The following is a 20789-nucleotide window of genomic DNA, read 5'->3' on the forward strand; positions in this document are numbered from 1 at the left end:
ACAGCCGTGGCGCAAGCGGCGGTTCAGGGGTGCCCTCCCCGTGCCTGCGGTCAAAACGCATCCTGTCATGGCCCTTCCCACCCGTCGGGCCCGCACCGGCTCCCCTCCGCCAGGGCTCGAATCCGGCCATCGGGGACCGCGGTCCCCCCGGGTGGGACACCATGGTCGGGCAGCAACCGTGACCGATCGCGAAAGGGCTGTGGATGGCGGGGCGGGGGCCTTCGAGGCAGGAACTGATCCGACGGCGGCGTTCCAGCGGCTTCATCGGCCGCCAGGGGGAGGTGTCGGCCTTCCGCGACACCCTGCGCCGGCCCCCGGACGAGGCGGCGCAGTTCCTCTTCCACGTCCGCGGGCAGGCCGGCGTCGGGAAGTCGACCCTGGTGCGCCAGTTGGAGACCATCGCCCGCGAAGGCCAGGCGGTCACCGCCTATGCCGACGAATCCGTCGCCGACGTCATCGAGACGATGGAGCTCATCAGCGCCCAGTTCGCCCAGCAGGGCGCCCCGCTGAAGGGCTTCGACAAACTGCTGGCCACCTACCGCCAGCGCCGGCACGAGGCCGACGCCGGAATAGCCGCCCCCGGAACCGATCCGGCCGCCGGCGGCGCCCCCTCTCCCTCTCCCTCCAGCGTGGTCGCCTCCCAGCTGGGCCTGGTCGGGCTGGGCATGATCCCCGGGGTCGGCGCCTTCACCGGCGCGGTCGACCCCAACCAGGTCGCCGCCGGCGCGGACCGGGTCAAGGCCCTCCTGAGCACCCGGCTGCGCAGCCACGGCGACGTCGAACTGGTCCTCTCCCCGCTGGACGCCCTCACCCCCGTCTTCCTGGAAGAGCTCACCGAGGTCGCACGGAAGAACCCGTGGATCGTGCTCTTCTTCGACACCTACGAGCGCACCGGGCCGATGCTCGACACGTGGCTGCGCGACATCCTGGTCAGCGACCGCCACGGGGAACTCCCCGCGAACGTGCTGGTCGTCCTCGCCGGACAGTCCCGCCTCGCCGCCCGCTGCTGGGAGGACTGGCACGACCTGGTCACCGAATGGCCGCTGGAGGTCTTCACCGACACCGAGGCCCGCACGCTGCTCGCCGGCAAGGGGGTCACGGACGAACGGGTCGTCGAGGTGATCCTGCGGCTGTCGGGCCGGCTCCCGGTTCTGGTGTCCACCCTCGCCGAGACCCAGCCCGGCAGCGTGGAGGAGATCGGGGACCCCAGCGGCACCGCCGTGGAGCGGTTCCTGAAGTGGGAGACCGACCCCGCCCGCCGGGCTGCCGCCCTGGCCTGCGCGTTCCCCCAGGAGCTGGACGAGGACGTGTACCGGGCCGCCGTCGAGGAGGAGGCGGCCGAACTCTTCGGCTGGCTGCGCTCGATGCCCTTCGTCACCGACCGCTCCGGCCACTGCCGCTACCACCAGGTCGTCCGCACCGCGATGCTGCGCCTGCAGCGCCGGCAGTCCCCCGCGCGCTGGGAACAGCTGCACGGCCGCCTGGCCGACGCCTTCCGGCAACGCCGCGACCGGTTGGAGGAGGCCGCCGCCCCATCGGACGGCTGGTGGTCGGACGAGAACTGGCGAAGCCACCGCCTCCAGGAGACCTACCACCGGCTCTGCGCCGACGCCCGCGGAGCCCTCCCCGCCGCTCTCAGGGAGCTCCTCGACGCCTACGACGACGGCATCACCACCCTGCGCCGCTGGGTCGAGACGCTGGACCAGGCCGGCCGGGACTCCGAGTCCGCGGACCTCGCCGTCTGGGGCGAACGCCTCCGCACGGCCTTGGACCAGCCGGACCCGGGCACCGCCACCCTGACCCTCCTGCTGACCCGTGCCGCGCTCGACACCCCTGGCCGCTGCCTCGCCTTCACCCTCCGCGGCCGCGACCACCGCAACGCCGAGCGGTACCCCGAGGCCCTGGCCGACTACGCGCAGGCCCTCGCCCTCGACCCGGAGACCGAGCGCGCCCACTACGGCCGCGGCCGGACCCACGAGCTCACGGAACACTTCGAAGAAGCCGTCGCGGACTACACCCGCGCCCTCGAACTCGACCCGGATGTCTGGAGCTTGATCTGCCGAGGCTACTGCCGCCACAACCTCGGCCGGTACGAGGAGGCACTGGCCGACTTCGACCGGGCCGTCGAGCTGGCTCCGGACAACTACGGGGCGTTCATCCAGCGCGGCGTCCTCCATCGCAGCACCGGCCGGTTCAGCGAGGCTCTCGCCGACTTCGACCGCGCCCTCGAGATCGACCCGGACAACGACTGGGCCCTGGCGAACCGGGGCTGGGTCCTCGCGAACACCGGGCAGTACGAGGAGGCTCTGGCCGCCTTGGACAGGGCGATCGAGCTCGATCCTGACTTCGCCTGGCCCCGCGTCGCCCGAGGCGACTGCCACCGGGCCCGCGAACGGTACGAGGAGGCCTTGGCCGACTACACCCGTGCCCTCGAACTGGAGCCCGACCACTCTGTGGCGTTCGCTGCCCGGGGGGACACCCTCCGGCTGGCAGACCGGTACGAGGAGGCGCTCGCCGACCTGACCCGGGCCATCGAGCTCGCACCGGACTACGCCTGGGCCCTCGCCGACCGCGGCGAGACCTACCGGCTGATGAACATGCTCGAACAGGCGTTGGTCGGCTTCGATCGCGCAATCGAGCTCAGCCCGGATTACCGATGGGCCTACCAGCGCCGGGGACTGACGCATGAACTGCTCGGCCGGTACGACGAAGCCCTGGCCGACCACGCCCGTGCCATCGAACTCGGGGCCGATGACCCCTGGGCTCTCAGCGACTGGGGGGACGTCCTCTTCAAGCTGGGACGGACCGAGGAGGCCCTGGCGGCCTACCGCCGTGCGGACGAGGTCCGCCCGGACAGCGCGCCCGTGCTGATCCGCTTGGGTTTTGCCCGGCGCGTGCTCGGACAGTACGACCAGGCTCTGGCCGACCTCACGCGGGCGATCGCACTCGACCCCGACGACGGCTGGACCCATTTCGAAACGGCCGTGGTGCTGCACGTGCTCCGGCACCCCGAGCGCGACCACCACTTGGAACGGGCGGCCGAACTCCTCTCCGCCCCCGGTGATCCTGACGACTACAGCAACCTCGTACTCGTTCACTGCATGTGGCCCCGCTGGGACGAAGCCGAGCGGTACCTCGCGCAGTTCCTGGACCTCAACCCGCCCAGGGGGACGGTGCACGAGCTGCTCATCACCCTGCGGGGTCTGATTCCGGTGCTCGCCTGGGCGCAGCCGCGGATCCCGGAGTTCTGCCGCGTCGTCGAGGAGCGGCTCGCCGCGCTCGGGTGACAGCCGCCTCACGGCCGGACCTCCTGCTCCTGCTCCGCCGAGGGTTCCTGCTCCGCAGCGAGCGAGGCCGCCGCGCACGGGCAGTCCGGATGGGGCCGGACCGCGGTGCGCTCCCAGTGCAGCCCCGGCAGGGCGGCCTCCCAGCGGGCCGCGGTGGAGGCCGGGAGCTCCCCGTCCAGGAACGACAGCGCATGGGCCGCGGCCAGGCCGGCCACCGCCGTGGCCACCCCCAGGTCGCAGGCGGCGGTGGCCCGCCGGCGGTGCGCCGAACGCCACTGCACGAGCATCCGCGGCCAGGCCGGGTCCCGCTCGATGCGCTCCCGCTCCATGCAGCCCGCGCACGCCGTGACCCCCGGCAGCACCAGCGGCCCGACCAGCCCGGTGCCCTCCAGCACCCCGGCGTACAGGTGCGGGGTACCGGCGGCGATCCAGTCGGCCGCGGTGCCGGGGTCGGGGGCCCAGGACTGCAACCCGTCCCGGGGTGCGACCACCACCAGGGCCGTCGCCCCCTCGGGGCCCTCCCGCTCAGAGGCCCCGGGCGCCCGCCCCGGAGCCGATTCGCGCACCAGCCGCGCCGCGGCCTCGGCGCGCAGCCGGCCGATGCTGCCGGGCCCGAGCCCGCCAGGGGCCACGTCGGCCGGCTCCACCCGGCCCCCGTCGAGCACCTCGACCCGCCCCACACCGGCTCCCGCCAGGACCGCGGCGATCATCGCGCCGACGCGGCCGCTGCCGCGCACCTGGACCCGTAACCTCCGCCGCGCCGCGACACCCCGCAGGTCCCCGCCCGGCTCACGGTGCACCAGGGACAGCGAACCCAGGTCGGGCCCCAGCCGCTCCAGTGTCTCCGGCCGCTTGCGAACCGCCTGGGCCTGCGGACCGCCCGCCGTGGCGTCGTCGACCAGCCCGGCCGCGGCCAGCCGCCGCACCAGCGCGTCCACCTGCCCCTCCGGCAGGCCCATCCCCGACCCCTCCGCCCGCAGCCGGTCCATGCCCCGCGTCCCGTCGATCCGGTCGATGAGCGACCCGGTCGCCGTGTCCACCGGACCCAGCACCACCGCATGCGCCGGCGTCACCCCGAACTGCACCGTCTGAAGATCCCGCCACGCCCTGGCCAGCGCCGGCTTCACCTTCGGATACATGGCCTTGCCCCCTCCCGCACACGTTCTGCCGTCCCCCGCAGAGTGCCCGCCCTCCGCGATCCGTGCGCGCATTTGTCCACAGGCAGCCCCTATAAGGCATATGAGATGGAGATTGAGGGTGCATTCCACACCGGCTTCGAATCGATCATGTTCGAACCGTGGAGCGGCGGGACGTCGGCCGCGGCGAGCGGGTACGGTCATGGGCGTGTCCGCCGACCCCATGCAGCGCGCCGTCGAAGTCCGCCGGAGCGCGCGTCGCCGCAGGACCGTGTCCGCCTACCGCGAGGGTGACCGTACGGTCGTGCTCATCCCTGCCCGGATGTCCGAGGCCGAGGAGCAGCGCTGGGTCGGCGTCATGCTCGACAGGCTCGCGGCGCAGGAGAGCCGGCGCACCCTCGGGGACGCCGAACTGACCGGGCGCGCCGAGCGCTTGTCCGAGCAGTACCTCGGCGGCCGCGCCCGCCCGCGCTCCGTGCGCTGGGTCACCAACCAAAACACCCGCTGGGGCTCCTGCACCCCCGCCGAGGGCAGCATCCGCCTCTCGCACCGCCTCCAGGGGATGCCGGAGTACGTCGTCGACTACGTGCTGCTGCACGAGTTGGCCCACCTCCTCGTACCGGGCCACGGGCCGCGCTTCTGGGAGCTGCTGGAGGCCTACCCGCGCACCGAGCGGGCCCGCGGCTACCTGGAGGGGGTGGCCGCCGCCGAGCGCCTCCCCAAGGTCCCGGAGCCCCGCGGCGGGTGAGGCGCCGTGTACCGGGTCGGTACCGACTTGGCCGGATGTCCGCGGATGGGGCTAGCCTGAGCGGCACGCAATCCACTGTCGGGATGGGGGACGGTCGTTACGTATGGCCAGGGAATTCCAACGCGGTCACAAGGCCAGGATCAGCGATCTGACGGCAGGCACCGATCTGTACGTGGGCGTCCAGATCGCCGGGCCGGGACTCGCCTTCGACATCAGCTGCTTCGGCCTCGACGCCGATGAGCGGCTGTCGGACGACCGCTACTTCGTCTTCTACAACCAGCCGAAGTCGCCGGAGGAGTCCATCCAGCAGCTCGGCCCGCAGGCGGGCGACACCGAGTCGTTCCGGGTGACGCTGGACCGCATCCCGGCCGCCATCCACAAGCTGTCCTTCACCGCCACCATCGACGGCGCCGGCCAGATGTCGCAGATCGGCCCGGGCTACATCCGGATCGTGGCCGGCGGCGAGGAGGTCGTGCGGTACTCCTTCACGGGCGCGGAGTTCAGCACCGAGCGCGCGGTGATGCTCGGCGACTTCTACCTCAAGGACGTGTGGCGCTTCGCCGCCGTCGGCCAGGGCTTCGACGGCGGACTCGCAGCGCTGCTGAAGAACTTCGGCGGCGAGGTCGCCGAGGAGGACGAGCAGGAGCAGCAGGCGCAGGCACAGCCGGCCGCCCCGGCCCCGGCCGGCGCCCCCGGATTCGCCCCGCCGCCGGGTGGCGCCCCCGCCCCCGCCCCCGCCCCGTCCTTCGGGGCTCCGGTCCAGGCCCCCCAGCCGCCCCAGGCGCCTCAGGCTCCCCAGCCGCCCCAGGCCCCGCAGGCTCCCCAGGCCCCGCAGCCCCAGGCGCCCGCCCCGCAGTACCAGCAGCCGGCCCCGGCCGCCCCGGTGCACTCGGCGCCCACCATGGTGGGCCCCGTCACCCCGCAGGCGCCGCAGGCCCCCGCCCCGTACGGACAGCCGCCCCACCCGCCGCAGCAGCCGGGCCCGCCCTCCTACGGCCAGGTCCCTCAGCCCGGTTACGGCCACCAGCAGCCCGGCTACGGCCAGGTCCCCCCGCCGGCCCCGGCCCCCGCGCCCTACGGCCAGCAGCCCCAGCCCGGCTACGGCCAGGTCCCCGGCCAGCAGCCGCCCCCGTACGGCCAGCAGCCCCAGCCGGGTTACGGCCAGGCTGCCCCGCAGGCCCCCGGCGGCGGCCTCGGCGCCGCACTCCAGCCGTACAAGGAGGTGCCCACGGGCGCCCGCTGGACGGCGCAGAACCAGCAGCTCATGCGCGTCGACCTGGCGATGGGCGGCCAGCCCGTGCTCGCCCGCCAGGGCAGCATGGTCCTGTACCAGGGCAAGGTCGACTTCAGCTACAAGGGAGCCGGCTTCGCGGGCCGCATCGTCGGCAACGCCACCGGCCAGGAGATGCAGCTGATGCGCTGCAGCGGCCGCGGCCAGGTCTTCCTCGCCGAGAACGGCGCCCACCTGCACGCCATCGAGCTCCAGGGCGACGGCATCTGCGTCTCCTCCGAGAGCGTCCTCGCCTTCGACGAGTCCCTCCACCACGAGGTCCGCCGCATCGAGGGCCACGGGATCCCCGGCGGCGCCCTGTTCACCATGCTCTTCCAGGGCACCGGCACCGTGATCGTCAAGACGCACGGCACCCCCGTCGTCCTGCCCGTGACGCCGACCACCTTCGCCGACAGCAACGCCATCGTGGCGTGGTCCGCGGCCTCCCAGGTGATCGTTTCCAGCCAGGTCCGGCTGCGCCGCAACGCCTACCCGGGCCACAGCGGGGAGACCGTGAACCTCCAGTTCCGCGGCGCCCCCGGCAACTTCATCGTCGTCCAGCCGTACGAGGTCTGAGGGAGCCCGTCATGAACGCAATGAACCAGCAGCTCGCGGGCTACGCCCCCACCCCCGTCACGGCCCGCATGGAGAACCACGGGCGCGCCATGCTCAAGGTCGCCATGCAGAGCGGCCAGGACCTCTTCGCCCGCACCGGCTCGATGGTCGCCTACGAGGGCTTCGTCCAGTACGAGCCCAACCCGCCGGCCCTGCGCCAGATGGCCTCGCAGTGGCTCACCGGCGAGGGCGCCCCCCTGATGAAGTGCACCGGCGACGGCCTGCTCTACCTCGCCGACTACGGCGCCGACGTCGTCGTCATCCACCTGAACAACGACGCCCTCTCGGTCAACGGCACCAACGTCCTCGCCTTCGACGCCCACCTCCAGTGGGGCGTCGAGCGGGTCAAGGGCATGGCAAAGTTCGCCGGCCAGGGCCTGTTCAACGTGCAGATCTCAGGCACCGGCTGGGTCGCGATCACCTCGCGCGGCACCCCGATCGTCGTCGACTGCGGCCGCGGCGAGGACGAGACGTACGTCGACCCGGACGCGCTCGTCGCCTGGTCGCCGAACCTCAAGGTGAAGGGGAAGCGCAGCTTCAAGGCCTCGTCGATGATCGGCCGCGGCAGCGGGGAGGCCTACCAGATGGCCTTCTCCGGCCAGGGGATCGTCGTCGTACAGCCCAGCGAGGACAGCACCGACCGGCTCCGGACCCGGGGCTGAGGGGGAGCGGACACACATCATGCAGAGCTCACTTTTCGGCCACGCCGAGCAGCAGTCCCAGGACCGGTACACCGTCCAGAACCCGCAGCTGCTGCGGGTCACCCTGGCCGGTTCAGACGACGTACTCGCCCGCAAGGGCTCCATGGTCGCCTACCAGGGGATCATGGACTTCGACGGCGAATACCAGACCAACAACCAGCGCAACGCCCGCAGCCGCACCGGCGAGGGCCTCGACCTGATGCGCTGCTCCGGGCAGGGCACGGTCTACTTCGCCAACCTCGCCCAGCACGTGCACGTCCTCGACGTGGAGCAGGACGGCCTCACCGTCGACAGCAGCTACGTCCTGGCCATGGACTCCACCCTGCACACCGAGGTCATCGCGGTGGACAGCCAGTACGGGATCTCCGGCTCCGGCAAGTACCAGCTCAACATCACCGGCCGCGGCAAGGTCGCGCTGATGACCTCCGGGCAGCCGCTGATGATGCAGGTCACCCCGGACAAGTACGTCAACGCGGACGCCGACGCGATCGTCGCCTGGTCCACCTCGCTGCGCGTGCAGATGCAGGCCCAGACGCACTCCTCGGGCGTCTGGCGCCGCCGTGGCAACACCGGCGAGGGCTGGGAGCTCAGCTTCCTCGGCACCGGCTTCGCGCTGGTGCAGCCCAGCGAGGTGCTGCCGCCGCAGAGCGCCCAGCTCGGGCAGGGCCTCGCCGCGCAGTTCGGCATGGGCCAGCACGGGGCCCACGCCCAGAACCAGAACAACGTCTGGAACTGACCGCCGCACCACCGCCGAGGGGCGGGGCCGCACCGGCGGCCCCGCCCCTCGCGGCGTCAGTTCACGCGTTCACGCGCCCAGCCGCGCCCGGGTCGCCTCGACCAGCCGCACGACCGAGGTGTCGGCCACCGCCGCGACCTCCTCGTACGGGAACCAGCGCAGGTCCAGCGACTCGTCGCTGATCTCCGCCACCGCGCCGGCCGGAGCCAGCGCCGCGTACTGCACGTCCAGGTGCCAGTTGCACGGCGCCGGGATCGGGTGCCGGTCCAGCCGCACCGGCCCGCCCGCCAGCAGCGTCAGCCCGGAGCCGATGCCCGACTCCTCGACCGCCTCGCGCAGCGCGACCCCGGCGAGCGTGGCGTCACCGGGCTCGCAGTGCCCGCCCATCTGCAGCCACAGGCCCAGCTTCCTGTGCAGGGTCAGCAGCACGCGGCCGCCCACCGGGTCGATCACCAGCGCACTGCCGGTGACGTGCCCGGCCTGACAGGGCTTGTAGACCCCGTCCGGATGCGCCGCCAGGTGCTCCAGGTAGACCTCGCGCAGGGCGCTCTGCTGCTCGTCCCGGCCCTCGTACCCCTTCAGGACCAGGACGGCGTCCTCGTACAGGCTCACTTCTTGTCTCCACCCTCGCCCTGGTCGCCCTGGTCGCCCTGGTCGCCCTGGTCGCCCTGGTCGCCCTGGTCACGCCGCTGCGCGGCCTCGCCGAGCATCTTGTCGATCTCGGAGAAGTCCAGCTGCTCGCGGTGGACGAAGCCGTCCGGGTCGTCGAGGTCGGAGGCCGTCGGCAGCATGTCCGGGTGCTCCCACAGACCGTCGCGCCCCTCCACGCCGCGCGCGTCGGTCAGCGACGCCCACAGCCGCGAGGCGTCCCGCAGCCGGCGCGGGCGCAGCTCCAGCCCGATCAGCGTCGCGAACGTCTGCTCCGCCGGGCCGCCCGAGGCGCGCCGCCTGCGCATGGTCTCCCGCATGGCGTCCGCCGAGGTCAGCCGCGGCTTGGCCGCCTCGTGCACCACCGCGTCCACCCAGCCCTCGACCAGCGCCAGGGCCGTCTCCAGACGGGCCAGCGCGGCCTTCTGCTCGGGGGTGTCCTGCGGCTGGAACATGCCGCCCTGGAGGGCTTCCTGCAGCTGCTCCGGGTTGGTCGGGTCGATCTGGCCGACCACGTCCTCCAGCTTGGAGGTGTCGACCTTGATGCCGCGCGCATACCCCTCGACGGCGCCGAACAGGTGCGAGCGCAGCCACGGCACGTGCGCGAACAGCCGGGCGTGCGCCGCCTCGCGCAGGGCCAGGTACAGCCGCACCTCCTCCGACGGGACGCCGAGGTCCTTGCCGAAGCTCTCGATGTTCAGCGGCAGCAGGGCCGCCTTGCCGGCCGGGCCCAGCGGCAGGCCGATGTCGGTCGAGCCGACGACCTCGCCCGCGAGCACGCCCACGGCCTGGCCGATCTGCTGGCCGAACATGGCCCCGCCCATGGAGCGCATCATGCCGAGCAGCGGGCCCGCCATGGCCTGCATCTCCTCGGGCAGGACGCTGCCCATGGCCGCGCCGACGCGCTCGGCGACCGGGTCCACGAGCTCCTTCCACACGGGCAGCGTCGCCTCGACCCACTCGGCGCGGCTCCACGCGACGGACGTGGTCGCGCCGGAGGGCAGCGAGGTCACGTCGTCCAGCCAGTGGTCGGCGAGGCGCACGGCCTCCGCCACGGCGGACTGCTCCGCGATGCCGACGCTCGTGTCCTTCACGCCGTCCGAGGTGCCCTGGGCGACGGTCTGGCGGGCGATGTCCTTGGCCATGTCCCAGTTCACGGGACCGCCCTCGTAGCTCAGCATCTGGCCGAGCTGCTGGAAGGCAGCGCCCAGGTCCGCCGGGTTCATCTGGCCGAACATCGCGGCGAAGGGGTTGTCCGCGCCGCCCTGCCCGCCCGCGCCGCCGCCGCCCGGCAGGCCGAAGCCGCCGAACCCGAACGGATTGGGGCCGCCCTGGCCGCCGCCCTTCTTCTTGCCCTCGTCGCCGCTCTCCGGCTCCTCCGGCGGAAGGCCGAATCCGAATGGGGTGTCGCTCACGGGTTTCCTCGGCTCGTAGGGCCGCCGGCGGTGCCGGCGGGCAAGTGGTCCCACAACACCACCCAGCGTAGACACCACACCCGGTTCCGGGCTCGGTGCTCCGCCGACTCCTGGGCTGCGGCAGGATGGACATCACCTGGTGGGTACGCGTCACGGCGCGTCCCCACTGAAGACAACCGCTGGAGACGCCTGGTGAGTTCCCCGGATCCGCAGTTTTCGGATAAGCACGGCCGTGCGCCGCTCGACGACGAGAACCGCCCTGAGCACGGCGACAGCGCCCAGGGTGTTCGCCAGCCGCGAAACCACCCGGCTCACCGGCGGTCCGGCCCGGTGATCGCCGTGACCGGCGCCGCGTCGGGCGTCGGCGCGGCCCTGGTGAGCCGCCTGGCCGCCTCCGAGGAGGTCAAGCAGGTCGTCGCGATCGACGAGCGGCGCGGCGACTGCGCGGACGCCCAGTGGCACGTCCTGGACGTACGGGACCCCGCGATCGCCGACAAGCTGCGCGGCAGCGACGTGGTCGTCCACCTCGCGCTCGACCTCGACCTCGAGACCGACCCGGCGGCCCGTACGGCGTACAACGTGCGCGGCACCCAGACGGTGCTGACGGCGGCCGCCGCGGCCGGGGTGCGCCGCGTCGTGCTGTGCACCTCCGCGATGGTCTACGGAGCGCTGCCGGACAACGACATCCCGCTGTCGGAGGACTCCGAGCTGCGGGCCACGGCCGAGGCCACCGGCGTCGGCGACCTGCTGGAGATCGAGCGGCTGGGCCGCCGCGCGCCGCGCGCCCACCCCGGGCTGAACGTCACGGTGATCCGCCCGGCCGTGCTGGTCGGCGGTACGGACACGGCGCTGACCCGCTACTTCGAGTCCCCGCGCCTGCTCGTGGTCGCCGGATCCCGCCCGACCTGGCAGTTCTGCCACGTCGAGGACCTCGTCAGCGCGCTGGAGTACGCCGCCCTGGAGAAGGTCGAGGGCGAGCTCGCGGTCGGCTGCGAGGGCTGGCTGGAGCAGGAGGAGGTCGAGGAGCTCAGCGGCATCCGCCGCATGGAGCTCCCCTCGGCGGTGGCGCTGGGGGCCGCGGCCCGGCTGCACCGGATCGGGCTGACGCCGTCCCCGGCGGGCGACCTCGCGTACACGATGCACCCGTGGGTGGTCAGCGTCAGCGGGCTGCACGCGGCGGGCTGGCGGCCGCGCTGGACCAACGAGGAGGTGCTGGCCGAGCTGCTCCAGGAGGTCGCGGGCCGGCACACCGTCGCGGGCCGCCGGCTGGGCCGCAAGGACGCCACCGCGGCGGGCGCCGCCGGTGCGACGGTGGCCCTGCTGGGCGCCGCCGCCGTGGTCCGCCGGGCCCGCAGGCGCCGGGGCATCTGACCGCGCCCCGTCCGGTGCCCGCGGCCCGTCCGGGGCGGTACGGCCCCGTCGCCCGGCCGCTGATCCTGTAGGAGGCTCCATACCCCTGGTCCGTACACCCGGTCGAATCGGCTATACCGCGACATGAGAGCGGTGGTGCACGATGGCTGCATGGCACCGCACTTCGACCACCCCGGCGAGCAGGCCGCTCCGGATCCGATCCGGCTGCTCGCGATCCGCGAGACCCCGCTGTCGATCGACGAGGTCTTCCAGGCCGTCGGCGACGACGCCACGGGAGGCACGACGCTCTTCGTCGGCACGGTGCGCAACCACGACGGCGGGGCCGACGTGGACGCGCTCGGCTACTCCTGCCACCCCACGGCCGAGGCCGAGATGCGCCGCATCGCCGAGCGCGTGGTGGACAAGTACCCCGTCCGCGCCCTGGCCGCCGTCCACCGCATCGGCGATCTGGCCGTCGGGGACCTCGCGGTCGTCGTGGCGGTCTCCTGCCCGCACCGGGGCGAGGCCTTCGAGGCCTGCCGAATGCTCATCGACGACCTCAAGCACGAGGTCCCGATCTGGAAGCACCAGCGCTTCTCGGACGGCACCGAGGAGTGGGTCGGCGCCTGCTGACGCCGGCCCGCGGCCGCCGTACCGGGCGGGGGCGACGCACAGGCCCCCCGCCCGCGGCCCCGTCCCACGCAGGGAGTACTGTCCACCCGATCGGCCGCGCAACACGCCCTCGATTTGCGTAACCCCCCCACGGGCACGAGCGTTGAAGCCACGACGACACGTACTTTCGGGGCAGGGAGGCACGTCCATGGCGTCATTGGCGTGGTTGCTGATTCCGCTGGTCGCCGCGATAGGCGCGGCGATATGGGGCAGCTGGGCGGCCCGCGACCGCACCCAGGGCGACATATCCGAGCTGGCGGGGTACGCGCGGTTCCGGGAGGCCATGGACAGGTCCGAGCAGACCAGGGCGAAGGCAGCGGCCCACTCCGGTTCCGACGCGGTCTGACGCGTCCCGTGAGAACGGCCTGAGACTTCCGCCGAGGCTTCCGCCGAGAAGCTTCCCATACTTCGCCGAGAACGCCCCGAGACCTCCGTGCCCGGCCCCTGTGCGGACCGGCCCCGGCGGCCGCCTCCAAGGGCCGTCCCGTACTGTCGATCCATGCCACGCCGCACTGCGACGATGCTCGCCGCCACCCTCATGCTGTTCGCGCTGCTTTGCACGGGGGTGTTCACCACGGTCCCGTACTCCGAGATGAGCCCCGGCCCCACCGTGAACACGCTCGGCGACTCGCACGGCGAGCCGGTCATCAGCATCGGCGAGCGCAAGACGTACCCGACCACCGGGCACCTGAACATGACGACCGTCCGCGTCACCGGTGCGGACTACGAGATGAACGTCATCGAAGCGGTCTACGGCTGGATGTCCGGCGACAACATCGTCGTCCCGCACGAGAACCTCTACCCGAACGGGAAGACCGAGCAGCAGTCCACGCAGGAGAACGCCGAGGAGTTCAGCCAGTCCCAGGAGGCCGCCAAGGTGGCGGCCCTGAAGGAGCTCGGCATCGACGTCCCGACCCGTGTCGTGGTCTCCTCCGTCGTCAAGGCCAGCCCCGCCGAGGGCAAGCTGCACGCCGGCGACGTGATCCGCTCCGTGGACGGCACCCCCGTCACCGCCCCCGGGGACGTGGCCAAGCTGGTCACCAAGCACAAGCCGGGTGAGCCCGTCACCTTCGCCCTCGTGCCCGCCGCCGAGGCGGCCGAGGCCCAGAAGGCGCACCGCGAGCCCACCGGCACCACCGAGCTCACGGTCACCACGGGCAAGGCGCCGGACGACGGCCACGCCATCGTCGGCATCCGCGCGGGCACCGCCCACACCTTCCCGTTCCCGATCGACATCAAGCTCGCCGACGTCGGCGGCCCCAGCGCGGGCCTGATGTTCTCCCTCGGCATCGTCGACAAGCTCACCCCGGGCGACCTCACCGGCGGCAAGTTCGTCGCGGGCACCGGCACCATCGAGGAGACCGGCAAGGTCGGCCCCATCGGCGGCATCGAGATGAAGACCATCGGCGCCCGCAGGGCCGGCGCCCGGTACTTCCTGACCCCCGCCGAGAACTGCGCCGCGGCCGCCAAGGACACCCCCGGCGGCCTGACCCTGGTCAAGGTCTCCACCCTCGCCGAGGCGAAGCAGGCCGTGGAGAAGATCGGCAAGGGGGACACGGCCGGGCTGCCGCGCTGCGACAAGCCCTGACCGCCCGCCCCGGCCGCGGACGTCGGCGGCCGCTACGAGAAGGTCGCGGCCAGCGCCTCGGCCAGCCCCGGCACCAGGCTCGCGCCGGTGAGCACCTCGTTCGGCGAGTCCTTCTCGCGCAGCCGTACGGCCGACTCGCGCGAGCCGTCGCGCAGCACGGCCACGGTCAGGCGGACCTCCTGCCGCTCCGGGTGCCCGGCGACCCACTTCGCGAGCTGCTTGTCGCTCAGCCCCTCCGGTACGGAGGCCTCCGCGGACGGCGGCAGCATCAGCCGCTCCACGGTCAGCGCGCAGCCGACCACCGCGTCGGGCCAGGCGACGGTGCCGAGGAACTTGTCGAGAGCGGTCCCGGCGGGCAGCTTGTCCTGCTCGATCGGGGTGAGGGAGGACCGGCCCGCGTCGTCGGTGTCGAGGCCGAGCTGGGCCGCCAGGCGGGGCTCCTGCTTGCGCAGCCGGGCCGTGTCGACCAGCGCGAACAGCCGGGCCGGCTGGTCCCAGCCGAGGCCGGCTGCGTACTCGTCGATCTCGAGGCAGGCACGGGTCAGCGGGCTGGCCGCCATGGGGGTGCCGGAGGAGGGGGAAACGTTGGACATGGACAACATCCTGCCTCCTTTCCGGCGGATACCGGGAACTGGCCAAAGCCTCAGTGAGTTGCATGAGTGGGCTCTACGATCGGGTGCCCAGCTTTAGAAATGTCCAGTAACGAGACCCAGCTTTCGAGGTGCGCACCTTGGCTTTCCAGATGCCGGACCGCGGCTCAGGCCCTTCCGGGCCACGGATGAGAGTCGGCCGCCCCTCCCGGCGCGCCCGCACGCTTCTGATGACCTTGGGCGTGCTGGCCGTCCTGGGCATGGCCTTCATCATGTTCGCGGGCTTCTGGACCGACTGGCTCTGGTTCCGCTCCGTGAAGTACTCCTCCGTCTTCACCACCACCCTGTGGACCAAGATCGGCCTCTTCGCCGTCTTCGGCCTGCTGATGGCGGGTGCGGTCGGGCTGAACATCTGGCTCGCGTACCGGCTGCGGCCGCCGCTCTCGGCCATGTCGATGGAGCAGCAGAGCCTCGACCGCTACCGGATGAGCGTCGCCCCGTACCGGAAGTGGCTGCTCTTCGGCATCGCCGCGCTCGTCGGCATGATCGCGGGCGCCTCGGCGGCGGGCCAGTGGAAGACCTGGCTGATGTACGTGAACGGGGTGCCCTTCGGCACGAAGGACCCCCAGTTCCACCTGGACGTGTCGTTCTACACCTTCAACCTGCCCTGGTACCGCTTCCTGCTCGGCTTCGGCTTCGCCGCGGTCGTGCTGTCGGTGATCGCCGCGGTCGTCGTGCACTACCTGTACGGCGGTCTGCGCGTGACCAGCCCCGGCGCCCGGGCCACCGCCGCGGCGACCGGACACCTCTCGGTGCTGCTGGGCCTCTTCGTCACGCTGAAGGCCGTCGCCTACTGGCTCGACCGCTACGGCCTGGCCGTGAAGTCCAGCGACTTCAAGGCCGCCGACAACTGGACCGGCCTGCGCTACGTCGACGCCAACGCCTACCTGCCGGCCAAGACCATCCTCGTCGCCATCGCCGCCATCTGCGCCGTGCTGTTCTTCGCGACGCTGTGGCGCCGCACCTGGCAGCTGCCGGTGATCGGCTTCGGCCTGATGGTGCTCTCCGCGATCCTGATCGGCGGGCTCTACCCGGCGATCGTGCAGAAGTTCCAGGTCCAGCCCAACGAGCAGGCCAAGGAATCGCAGTACGTCGAGAAGAACATCAAGGCGACGCGCGACGCCTACGGGATCGACGGGTCCGAGGTCAAGGACTACCAGGGCGTGCCGCAGAGCGACGACAAGGCCAAGGTGCGCCAGGCGGCCAACACCACGGCCAGCGTCCGCCTCCTCGACCCGAACATCGTCTCCCCGGCCTTCCAACAGCTGCAGCAGGTCAAGGGCTACTACGCCTTCCCGTCCACGCTGGCCGTGGACCGCTACAGCGGCCAGGACACGGTGATCGGCCTGCGCGAGCTGAACATCGGCGGCATCCCGAAGAACAACTGGATCAACGACCACTTCAAGTACACGCACGGCTACGGCGTGGTCGCGGCCAAGGGCACCACCGTCGGCGACCAGGGCGCCCCCGACTTCACCCAGTCCGACCTGCCCTCCAAGGGGCTCTTCGGCACGGACTTCGAGCAGCGCATCTACTACGGCGAGCAGACGAAGCAGTACTCGATCGTCGGCGGACCGCAGAAGGAGCTCGACTACTCGGACGACAAGGGCGAGAAGGAGACGAGCTACAAGGGCGACTCCGGCGTCAACCTCGACAACCCGATCAACCGGGCGGCGTACGCGCTGACCTTCAACGAGCCGCAGATCCTCTACTCCGGTGCCATCGGCGACGGTTCGCGGATCCTGTACCACCGCACGCCCAAGGAGCGCGTCGAGGCCGTCGCCCCGTGGCTGACCATCGACGGCGCCCCGTACCCGGCGGTCGTCGAGGGCCGGATCAAGTGGATCGTCGATGCCTATACGACGACCAACGGCTACCCGTACGCCTCGCGCACCACGCTCGGCCAGAGCACCGCGGACTCCCTCACCAACAGCCAGCGCGCAGTCGTGGCGCAGGAGAACCAGGTCAACTACATCCGCAACTCGGTGAAGGCGACCGTCGACGCGTACGACGGCACGGTCAGCCTCTACCAGTGGGACACCGAGGACCCGGTCCTGAAGACCTGGATGAAGGCCTTCCCCGGCACGGTCAAGCCGAAGAGCGAGATCGCCAAGCCGCTCATGGACCACCTGCGCTACCCGCAGGACCTCTTCAAGGTCCAGCGCGAGCTGCTGACCCGGTACCACGTCACGGACCCGCAGACCTTCCTCAGCGGCAGCGAGGCCTGGGACGTCCCGGACGACCCGACGACCAAGGCCGGCACGGCGGTCCCGCCGTACTACCTGTCGATGAAGATGCCGGACCAGAAGGAGAAGGACCAGGTCTTCTCGCTCACGACGACGTTCACGCCGAACGAGCGGGACAACCTGAGCGCCTTCATGGCGGTGAACGCCGACCCGGGCTCGGCGGACTACGGCAAGATCCGCATCCTGAAGCTGCCGACGAGCAAGCCGGTCGACGGCCCCAAGCAGGTGCAGAGCAAGTTCCAGTCCGAGCCGAAGATCGCCGAGTCGATCCGGCTGCTGCGCGGCGGCGACTCCGAGGTGGAGTACGGCAACCTGCTGGCGGTGCCGCTCGACGGCGGGATGCTGTACGTGGAGCCGGTGTACGTGCGCAGCTCGGGGCTGAAGTACCCGCTGCTGCGCAAGGTGCTGGTGACGTACGGCGGCCAGACCGCGTTCGAGGACTCGCTGGAGAAGGCGCTGAACGTGGTGTTCGGGGCGGAGGCGCCGACGGTGCCGACGACCCCGGTGACCCCGCCGGGCACCACCACGCCCCCGGGTACGACCACCCCGCCGCAAACGGCCCAGGACCCGACGGTCAAGGCCGCGCTCGCGGATGCGCAGAAGGCCGTGGAGGAGGCCGACAAGGCGATGAAGGCCGGTGACTGGGCGGCGTACGGCAAGGCCCAGGCCGATCTGCAGGCGGCGCTGAAGCGGGCGATCGACGCGGAGGCGAAGCAGCCGGCACCCAAGCCGTAAGGATCCCGTCCCGCGTCGTGATACTGTGGTTTCACCGACGCGGGGTGGAGCAGCTCGGTAGCTCGCTGGGCTCATAACCCAGAGGTCGCAGGTTCAAATCCTGTCCCCGCTACTGAAGATGAAGGCCCGGATCCTGGTGGATCCGGGCCTTCGTCATGTCTGCGATCGACACGTCGGGTCACGGGGTAGCTGGGGCGGGTGAGTTGTCATGGGAGCGTGTTTGACTTGTCTCTCTGTGGGCATGTCGACAAAACGCTGTAGTGACCTCACAGGCTGCGACATACCAGGTGTACGCGGGTAGCAGGTGATGCGACGATGGGATTTATGGGGGACAGGTCAACTCTGCTGGAGACAGGGCGGTTTGTGAGGGCCGAAGCCGAAGCGGATGCAGCAGTCACCAAGGGGGCACCGGTCGTTAACGCGCAGACCGCACTGACCGATGCGGGTTTCGCGGACGAGCTGTTTGCCGAGGCCGATGCCTCGAGCGACACGGAGCTCGAGGCCCGCCACCGGGTCGCCGCCGACCGGGGCGACCCGGGCGCGATGAGCGTGCTCGGAGCCCTGCTGCTGCGCCGCGGCGACCTGGACGCAGCCGAGCCGTACCTGCGCGGCGCCACTGCGGAGGGGGACCGCGCGGCCGCGAACAACCTCGGCGTCCTGCTGCTCCAGCGCGGCTACCCCGACGAGGCCGCCGGCTGGTGGCGGGTCGCCGCCGTGGCCGGATCCGCCCCGGCCGCGCACGCCCTGGGCCGCCACTTCCGCGAGCGCGGGGACGAGCCCGCCGCCGAGTACTGGCTGCGCCAGGCGGCGGAATCCGGCCACGCCCTGGGCGCGTACGGGCTGGCCGACCTCCTGGAGCACCGCGGTGACAAGGGCGTGGAGCGCTGGCTGCGGCAGGCCGCCGAACAGGGGCACCGAGAGGCCGCGTACCGCCTGGCCCGCCACCTGAGGAAGGGTGACCCCGCCGAGGCCGAGCAGTGGTACCGCCAGGCCGCCGCCCGCGGCCACCGCGGCGCCGCGCTCCACCTCGGCGCGCTGCTGGAGGCGCGCGGCGAGCTCAAGGAGGCCGGGCGCTGGTACCTGACCTCCGCCAAGCAGGGCGAGGCGCGCGCCGCGTGCGCGCTGGGCTTCCTGCTGCGCGACGCCGGCGACGAGGAGAGCGCGATCTCCTGGTGGAAGCGGGCCGCCCAGGACGGCGACGGCAACGCGGCCAACGCGCTCGGCGCCCTGCACGCCGCCCGCGGCGAGACCGAGACCGCGGAGAAGTGGTACCGGACCGCCATGGACGCGGGCGACCAGAACGGGGCGTACAACCTTGCTTTGCTGTGCGCCGCACAGGACCGGACCGCGCAGGCCGAGCACTGGTACCGGCGGGCCGCCTACGCGGGCCACCGCGAGGCGGCCAACGCGCTCGCGATCATGCTGCTCCAGGCCGGGGACGCGGCCGGGGCCGAGCCGTGGTTCTCCAAGGCTGCGGAGGCGGGCAGCGTGGACGCCGCCTTCAACCTCGGGATCCTCTTCGCGAGCCGCGACGAGGACCGGGCCGCGCTGAAGTGGTACGAGCGGGCCGCGTCGGCCGGCCACACGGACGCCGCCCTCCAGGTCGGGATCGCCCTGGTGCGCGACGGCGAGGAGCGGGCGGCCGAGCGGCACCTGCGGTGCGCCGCGGGCGGCGGCAGCGCGGAGGCGGCGTTCCGCCTGGCCGCGCTGCTGGAGTCGCTGGCCCCGCCGCCGGAGCCGCCGGCGCTGGGCGAGCCGGTCGGCGGCGCCGCGCGCACGGAGAGCGAGGAGTGGTACGAGCGCGCCGCGGAGCTCGGGCACCGGCGCGCCCAGGTCCGGGTCGGGATGCTGGCCGCGGCCCGCGGCGACATGGCCGTGGCGGCGCGCTGGTACCGGGAGGCGGCCGAGGCCGGCTCCCGCAACGGCGCGTTCAACCTCGGGCTGCTCCTGGCCCGCGAGGGCAACGAGCCGGAGGCCGCCCTGTGGTGGACGCGGGCCGCGGTGGCCGGGCACGGCCGGGCCGCCCTGCGCCTGGGGCTGCTCGCCGCCCGGCACGGGGACCTGGCCGAGGGGCAGAAGTGGTGCGTGCGCGCCATGGAACTGGGGCCCGCGGAGGTCGCGGAGCGGGCCGCCCGGCTGCGCGACGCCCTCGCCGAAGAGCAGTCCGCCTGACCGGACCGATCGGACACCGTTCAACCGATTTGCATCTGCCGGGGGACGTCCCGTACGGTTGGGTTTACCGACGCGGGGTGGAGCAGCTCGGTAGCTCGCTGGGCTCATAACCCAGAGGTCGCAGGTTCAAATCCTGTCCCCGCTACTGAAGACCGAAGGCCCGGATCCCCTGGATCCGGGCCTTCGGCGTTTCCCGGTACCGGTACCGATGGCGACCGGCCGACCGGGTCCCGTGCACGGACAAGGGCCGGATCCGCAGGATCCGGCCCTTGTTGTTCGCTCTTACGCGCCCGCGCACTCCGGGCACACGCCGCGGTAGGTCACCTCGACCGCCGAGACCACGAAGCCGAAGCGCTCGGCGTCCGGCAGGTCGGCCAGCGGGTTGCCCGCCGGGTGCACGTCGCGGATCGCGCCGCACCGGGCGCACACCAGGTGCTGGTGGGGCCGGTGGGCGTTCGGGTCGTACCGCTTGGCCCGTCGGTCCGTGGAGACCTCCAGGACCTCACCGAGGGAGACGAGCTCGCCCAGGGTGTTGTAGACGGTCGCCCGGGAGATCTCGGGCAGCTTGTCCACCGCGCGCGCGTGGACCTCGTCCGCCGTCAGGTGCACGTGCTCACCGTCGAGCACCTCCGCCACCACGCGCCGCTGTGCGGTCATGCGCCATCCGCGTTCGCGAAGTCGTTCCAGCAGGTCACTCATGGCACCAGCCTAACAGTGAGGGACCGGGTGTAACTCCCGATCACGTGTGGACTTGGATGCTTGCTTGACTTAGACAAAGTCCATCGTAGGATCGAGTACGGCAAAGGCCAAGGACAGGACA

The 20789-nt window shown here is 72.2% G+C and carries 16 protein-coding genes and 2 tRNA genes; 13 read left to right on the top strand and 5 right to left on the bottom strand.

The window, feature by feature from the left end; genetic code table 11:
* Positions 1–203: 203 nt before the first annotated feature.
* Positions 204–3287 carry a tetratricopeptide repeat protein gene (locus AB0F11_RS12375; protein WP_362171339.1) on the top strand — a complete coding sequence of 1028 codons (3084 nt, stop codon included), beginning with the start codon at positions 204–206 and terminating at the stop codon, positions 3285–3287.
* A gap of 8 nt (positions 3288–3295) precedes the next feature.
* Here the strand turns inward: AB0F11_RS12375 and AB0F11_RS12380 are convergent, their stop codons facing one another.
* Positions 3296–4426: a ThiF family adenylyltransferase gene (locus AB0F11_RS12380; RefSeq protein ID WP_362171342.1), complete on the bottom strand. Its 1131-nt coding sequence runs from the start codon at positions 4424–4426 to the stop codon at positions 3296–3298.
* A 199-nt stretch (positions 4427–4625) separates the two neighbouring features.
* On the opposite strand from AB0F11_RS12380, the gene AB0F11_RS12385 reads away from it, so the two are divergent.
* The 4 genes from AB0F11_RS12385 to AB0F11_RS12400 all read left to right on the top strand — a co-directional run bounded on the left by AB0F11_RS12385 (position 4626) and on the right by AB0F11_RS12400 (position 8493).
* Positions 4626–5171: a M48 family metallopeptidase gene (locus tag AB0F11_RS12385; protein ID WP_362171345.1), complete on the top strand. Its 546-nt coding sequence runs from the start codon at positions 4626–4628 to the stop codon at positions 5169–5171.
* A gap of 103 nt (positions 5172–5274) precedes the next feature.
* Positions 5275–7017, top strand: a complete 1743-nt coding sequence (locus AB0F11_RS12390; protein ID WP_362171348.1) for a TerD family protein — start codon at positions 5275–5277, stop codon at positions 7015–7017.
* Between the two features lie 20 nt (positions 7018–7037).
* Positions 7038–7718, top strand: coding sequence for an AIM24 family protein (locus AB0F11_RS12395; protein ID WP_361908788.1), 681 nt, complete (start codon positions 7038–7040; stop codon positions 7716–7718).
* Between the two features lie 19 nt (positions 7719–7737).
* Entirely contained in the window at positions 7738–8493 is a 756-nt protein-coding gene (locus tag AB0F11_RS12400; RefSeq protein WP_362171351.1) for an AIM24 family protein, read from the top strand.
* Positions 8494–8562: 69 nt separating this feature from the next.
* On the opposite strand, the gene AB0F11_RS12405 is transcribed toward AB0F11_RS12400, so the two are convergent.
* Both AB0F11_RS12405 and AB0F11_RS12410 read right to left on the bottom strand, forming a co-directional pair.
* A complete protein-coding gene (locus AB0F11_RS12405; protein WP_362171354.1) occupies positions 8563–9105 on the bottom strand; it encodes an NUDIX hydrolase in 543 nt (180 codons plus the stop codon).
* On the bottom strand, positions 9102–10556 hold the full coding sequence (locus AB0F11_RS12410; RefSeq protein ID WP_362171357.1) for a zinc-dependent metalloprotease: 1455 nt from the start codon (positions 10554–10556) through the stop codon (positions 9102–9104). Before AB0F11_RS12410 ends, AB0F11_RS12405 begins: the two co-directional genes overlap by 4 nt.
* Positions 10557–10886: 330 nt before the next feature.
* Between AB0F11_RS12410 and AB0F11_RS12415 the strand changes: the two genes are divergently transcribed.
* From AB0F11_RS12415 to AB0F11_RS12430, 4 genes are all read left to right on the top strand, one after another.
* A complete protein-coding gene (locus AB0F11_RS12415) occupies positions 10887–11927 on the top strand; it encodes an SDR family oxidoreductase (protein WP_362171360.1) in 1041 nt (346 codons plus the stop codon).
* A 150-nt stretch (positions 11928–12077) separates the two neighbouring features.
* The gene (locus tag AB0F11_RS12420) at positions 12078–12539 is read left to right on the top strand and encodes a molybdenum cofactor biosynthesis protein MoaE (RefSeq protein WP_362171363.1); all 462 of its coding nucleotides are present in this window, start codon (positions 12078–12080) and stop codon (positions 12537–12539) included.
* Between the two features lie 187 nt (positions 12540–12726).
* Positions 12727–12924 (top strand): hypothetical protein, encoded by a 198-nt coding sequence (locus AB0F11_RS12425; RefSeq protein ID WP_361908759.1) that lies wholly within the window; start codon positions 12727–12729, stop codon positions 12922–12924.
* Between the two features lie 153 nt (positions 12925–13077).
* Positions 13078–14166 carry a PDZ domain-containing protein gene (locus AB0F11_RS12430; protein WP_362171366.1) on the top strand — a complete coding sequence of 363 codons (1089 nt, stop codon included), beginning with the start codon at positions 13078–13080 and terminating at the stop codon, positions 14164–14166.
* Positions 14167–14198: 32 nt separating this feature from the next.
* Here the strand turns inward: AB0F11_RS12430 and AB0F11_RS12435 are convergent, their stop codons facing one another.
* Entirely contained in the window at positions 14199–14768 is a 570-nt protein-coding gene (locus AB0F11_RS12435; protein WP_362171369.1) for a PPA1309 family protein, read from the bottom strand.
* A gap of 140 nt (positions 14769–14908) precedes the next feature.
* Between AB0F11_RS12435 and AB0F11_RS12440 the strand changes: the two genes are divergently transcribed.
* The 4 genes from AB0F11_RS12440 (at position 14909) to AB0F11_RS12455 (ending at position 20114) form a co-directional block, all read left to right on the top strand.
* Positions 14909–17797: a UPF0182 family protein gene (locus AB0F11_RS12440; RefSeq protein WP_362171556.1), complete on the top strand. Its 2889-nt coding sequence runs from the start codon at positions 14909–14911 to the stop codon at positions 17795–17797.
* 38 nt (positions 17798–17835) lie between these two features.
* Positions 17836–17909: transfer RNA gene (locus tag AB0F11_RS12445), tRNA-Met, on the top strand.
* Positions 17910–18112: 203 nt separating this feature from the next.
* On the top strand, positions 18113–19969 hold the full coding sequence (locus AB0F11_RS12450) for a tetratricopeptide repeat protein (RefSeq protein ID WP_362171371.1): 1857 nt from the start codon (positions 18113–18115) through the stop codon (positions 19967–19969).
* A gap of 71 nt (positions 19970–20040) precedes the next feature.
* Positions 20041–20114: transfer RNA gene (locus tag AB0F11_RS12455), tRNA-Met, on the top strand.
* A gap of 137 nt (positions 20115–20251) precedes the next feature.
* Here the strand turns inward: AB0F11_RS12455 and AB0F11_RS12460 are convergent.
* Positions 20252–20668, bottom strand: coding sequence for a Fur family transcriptional regulator (locus AB0F11_RS12460; protein ID WP_362171374.1), 417 nt, complete (start codon positions 20666–20668; stop codon positions 20252–20254).
* Between the last annotated feature and the right edge of the window lie 121 nt (positions 20669–20789).

Origin of the sequence: Streptomyces sp. NPDC032472 (assembly GCF_040636955.1) — a bacterium.
GTDB lineage: Bacteria > Actinomycetota > Actinomycetes > Streptomycetales > Streptomycetaceae > Streptomyces.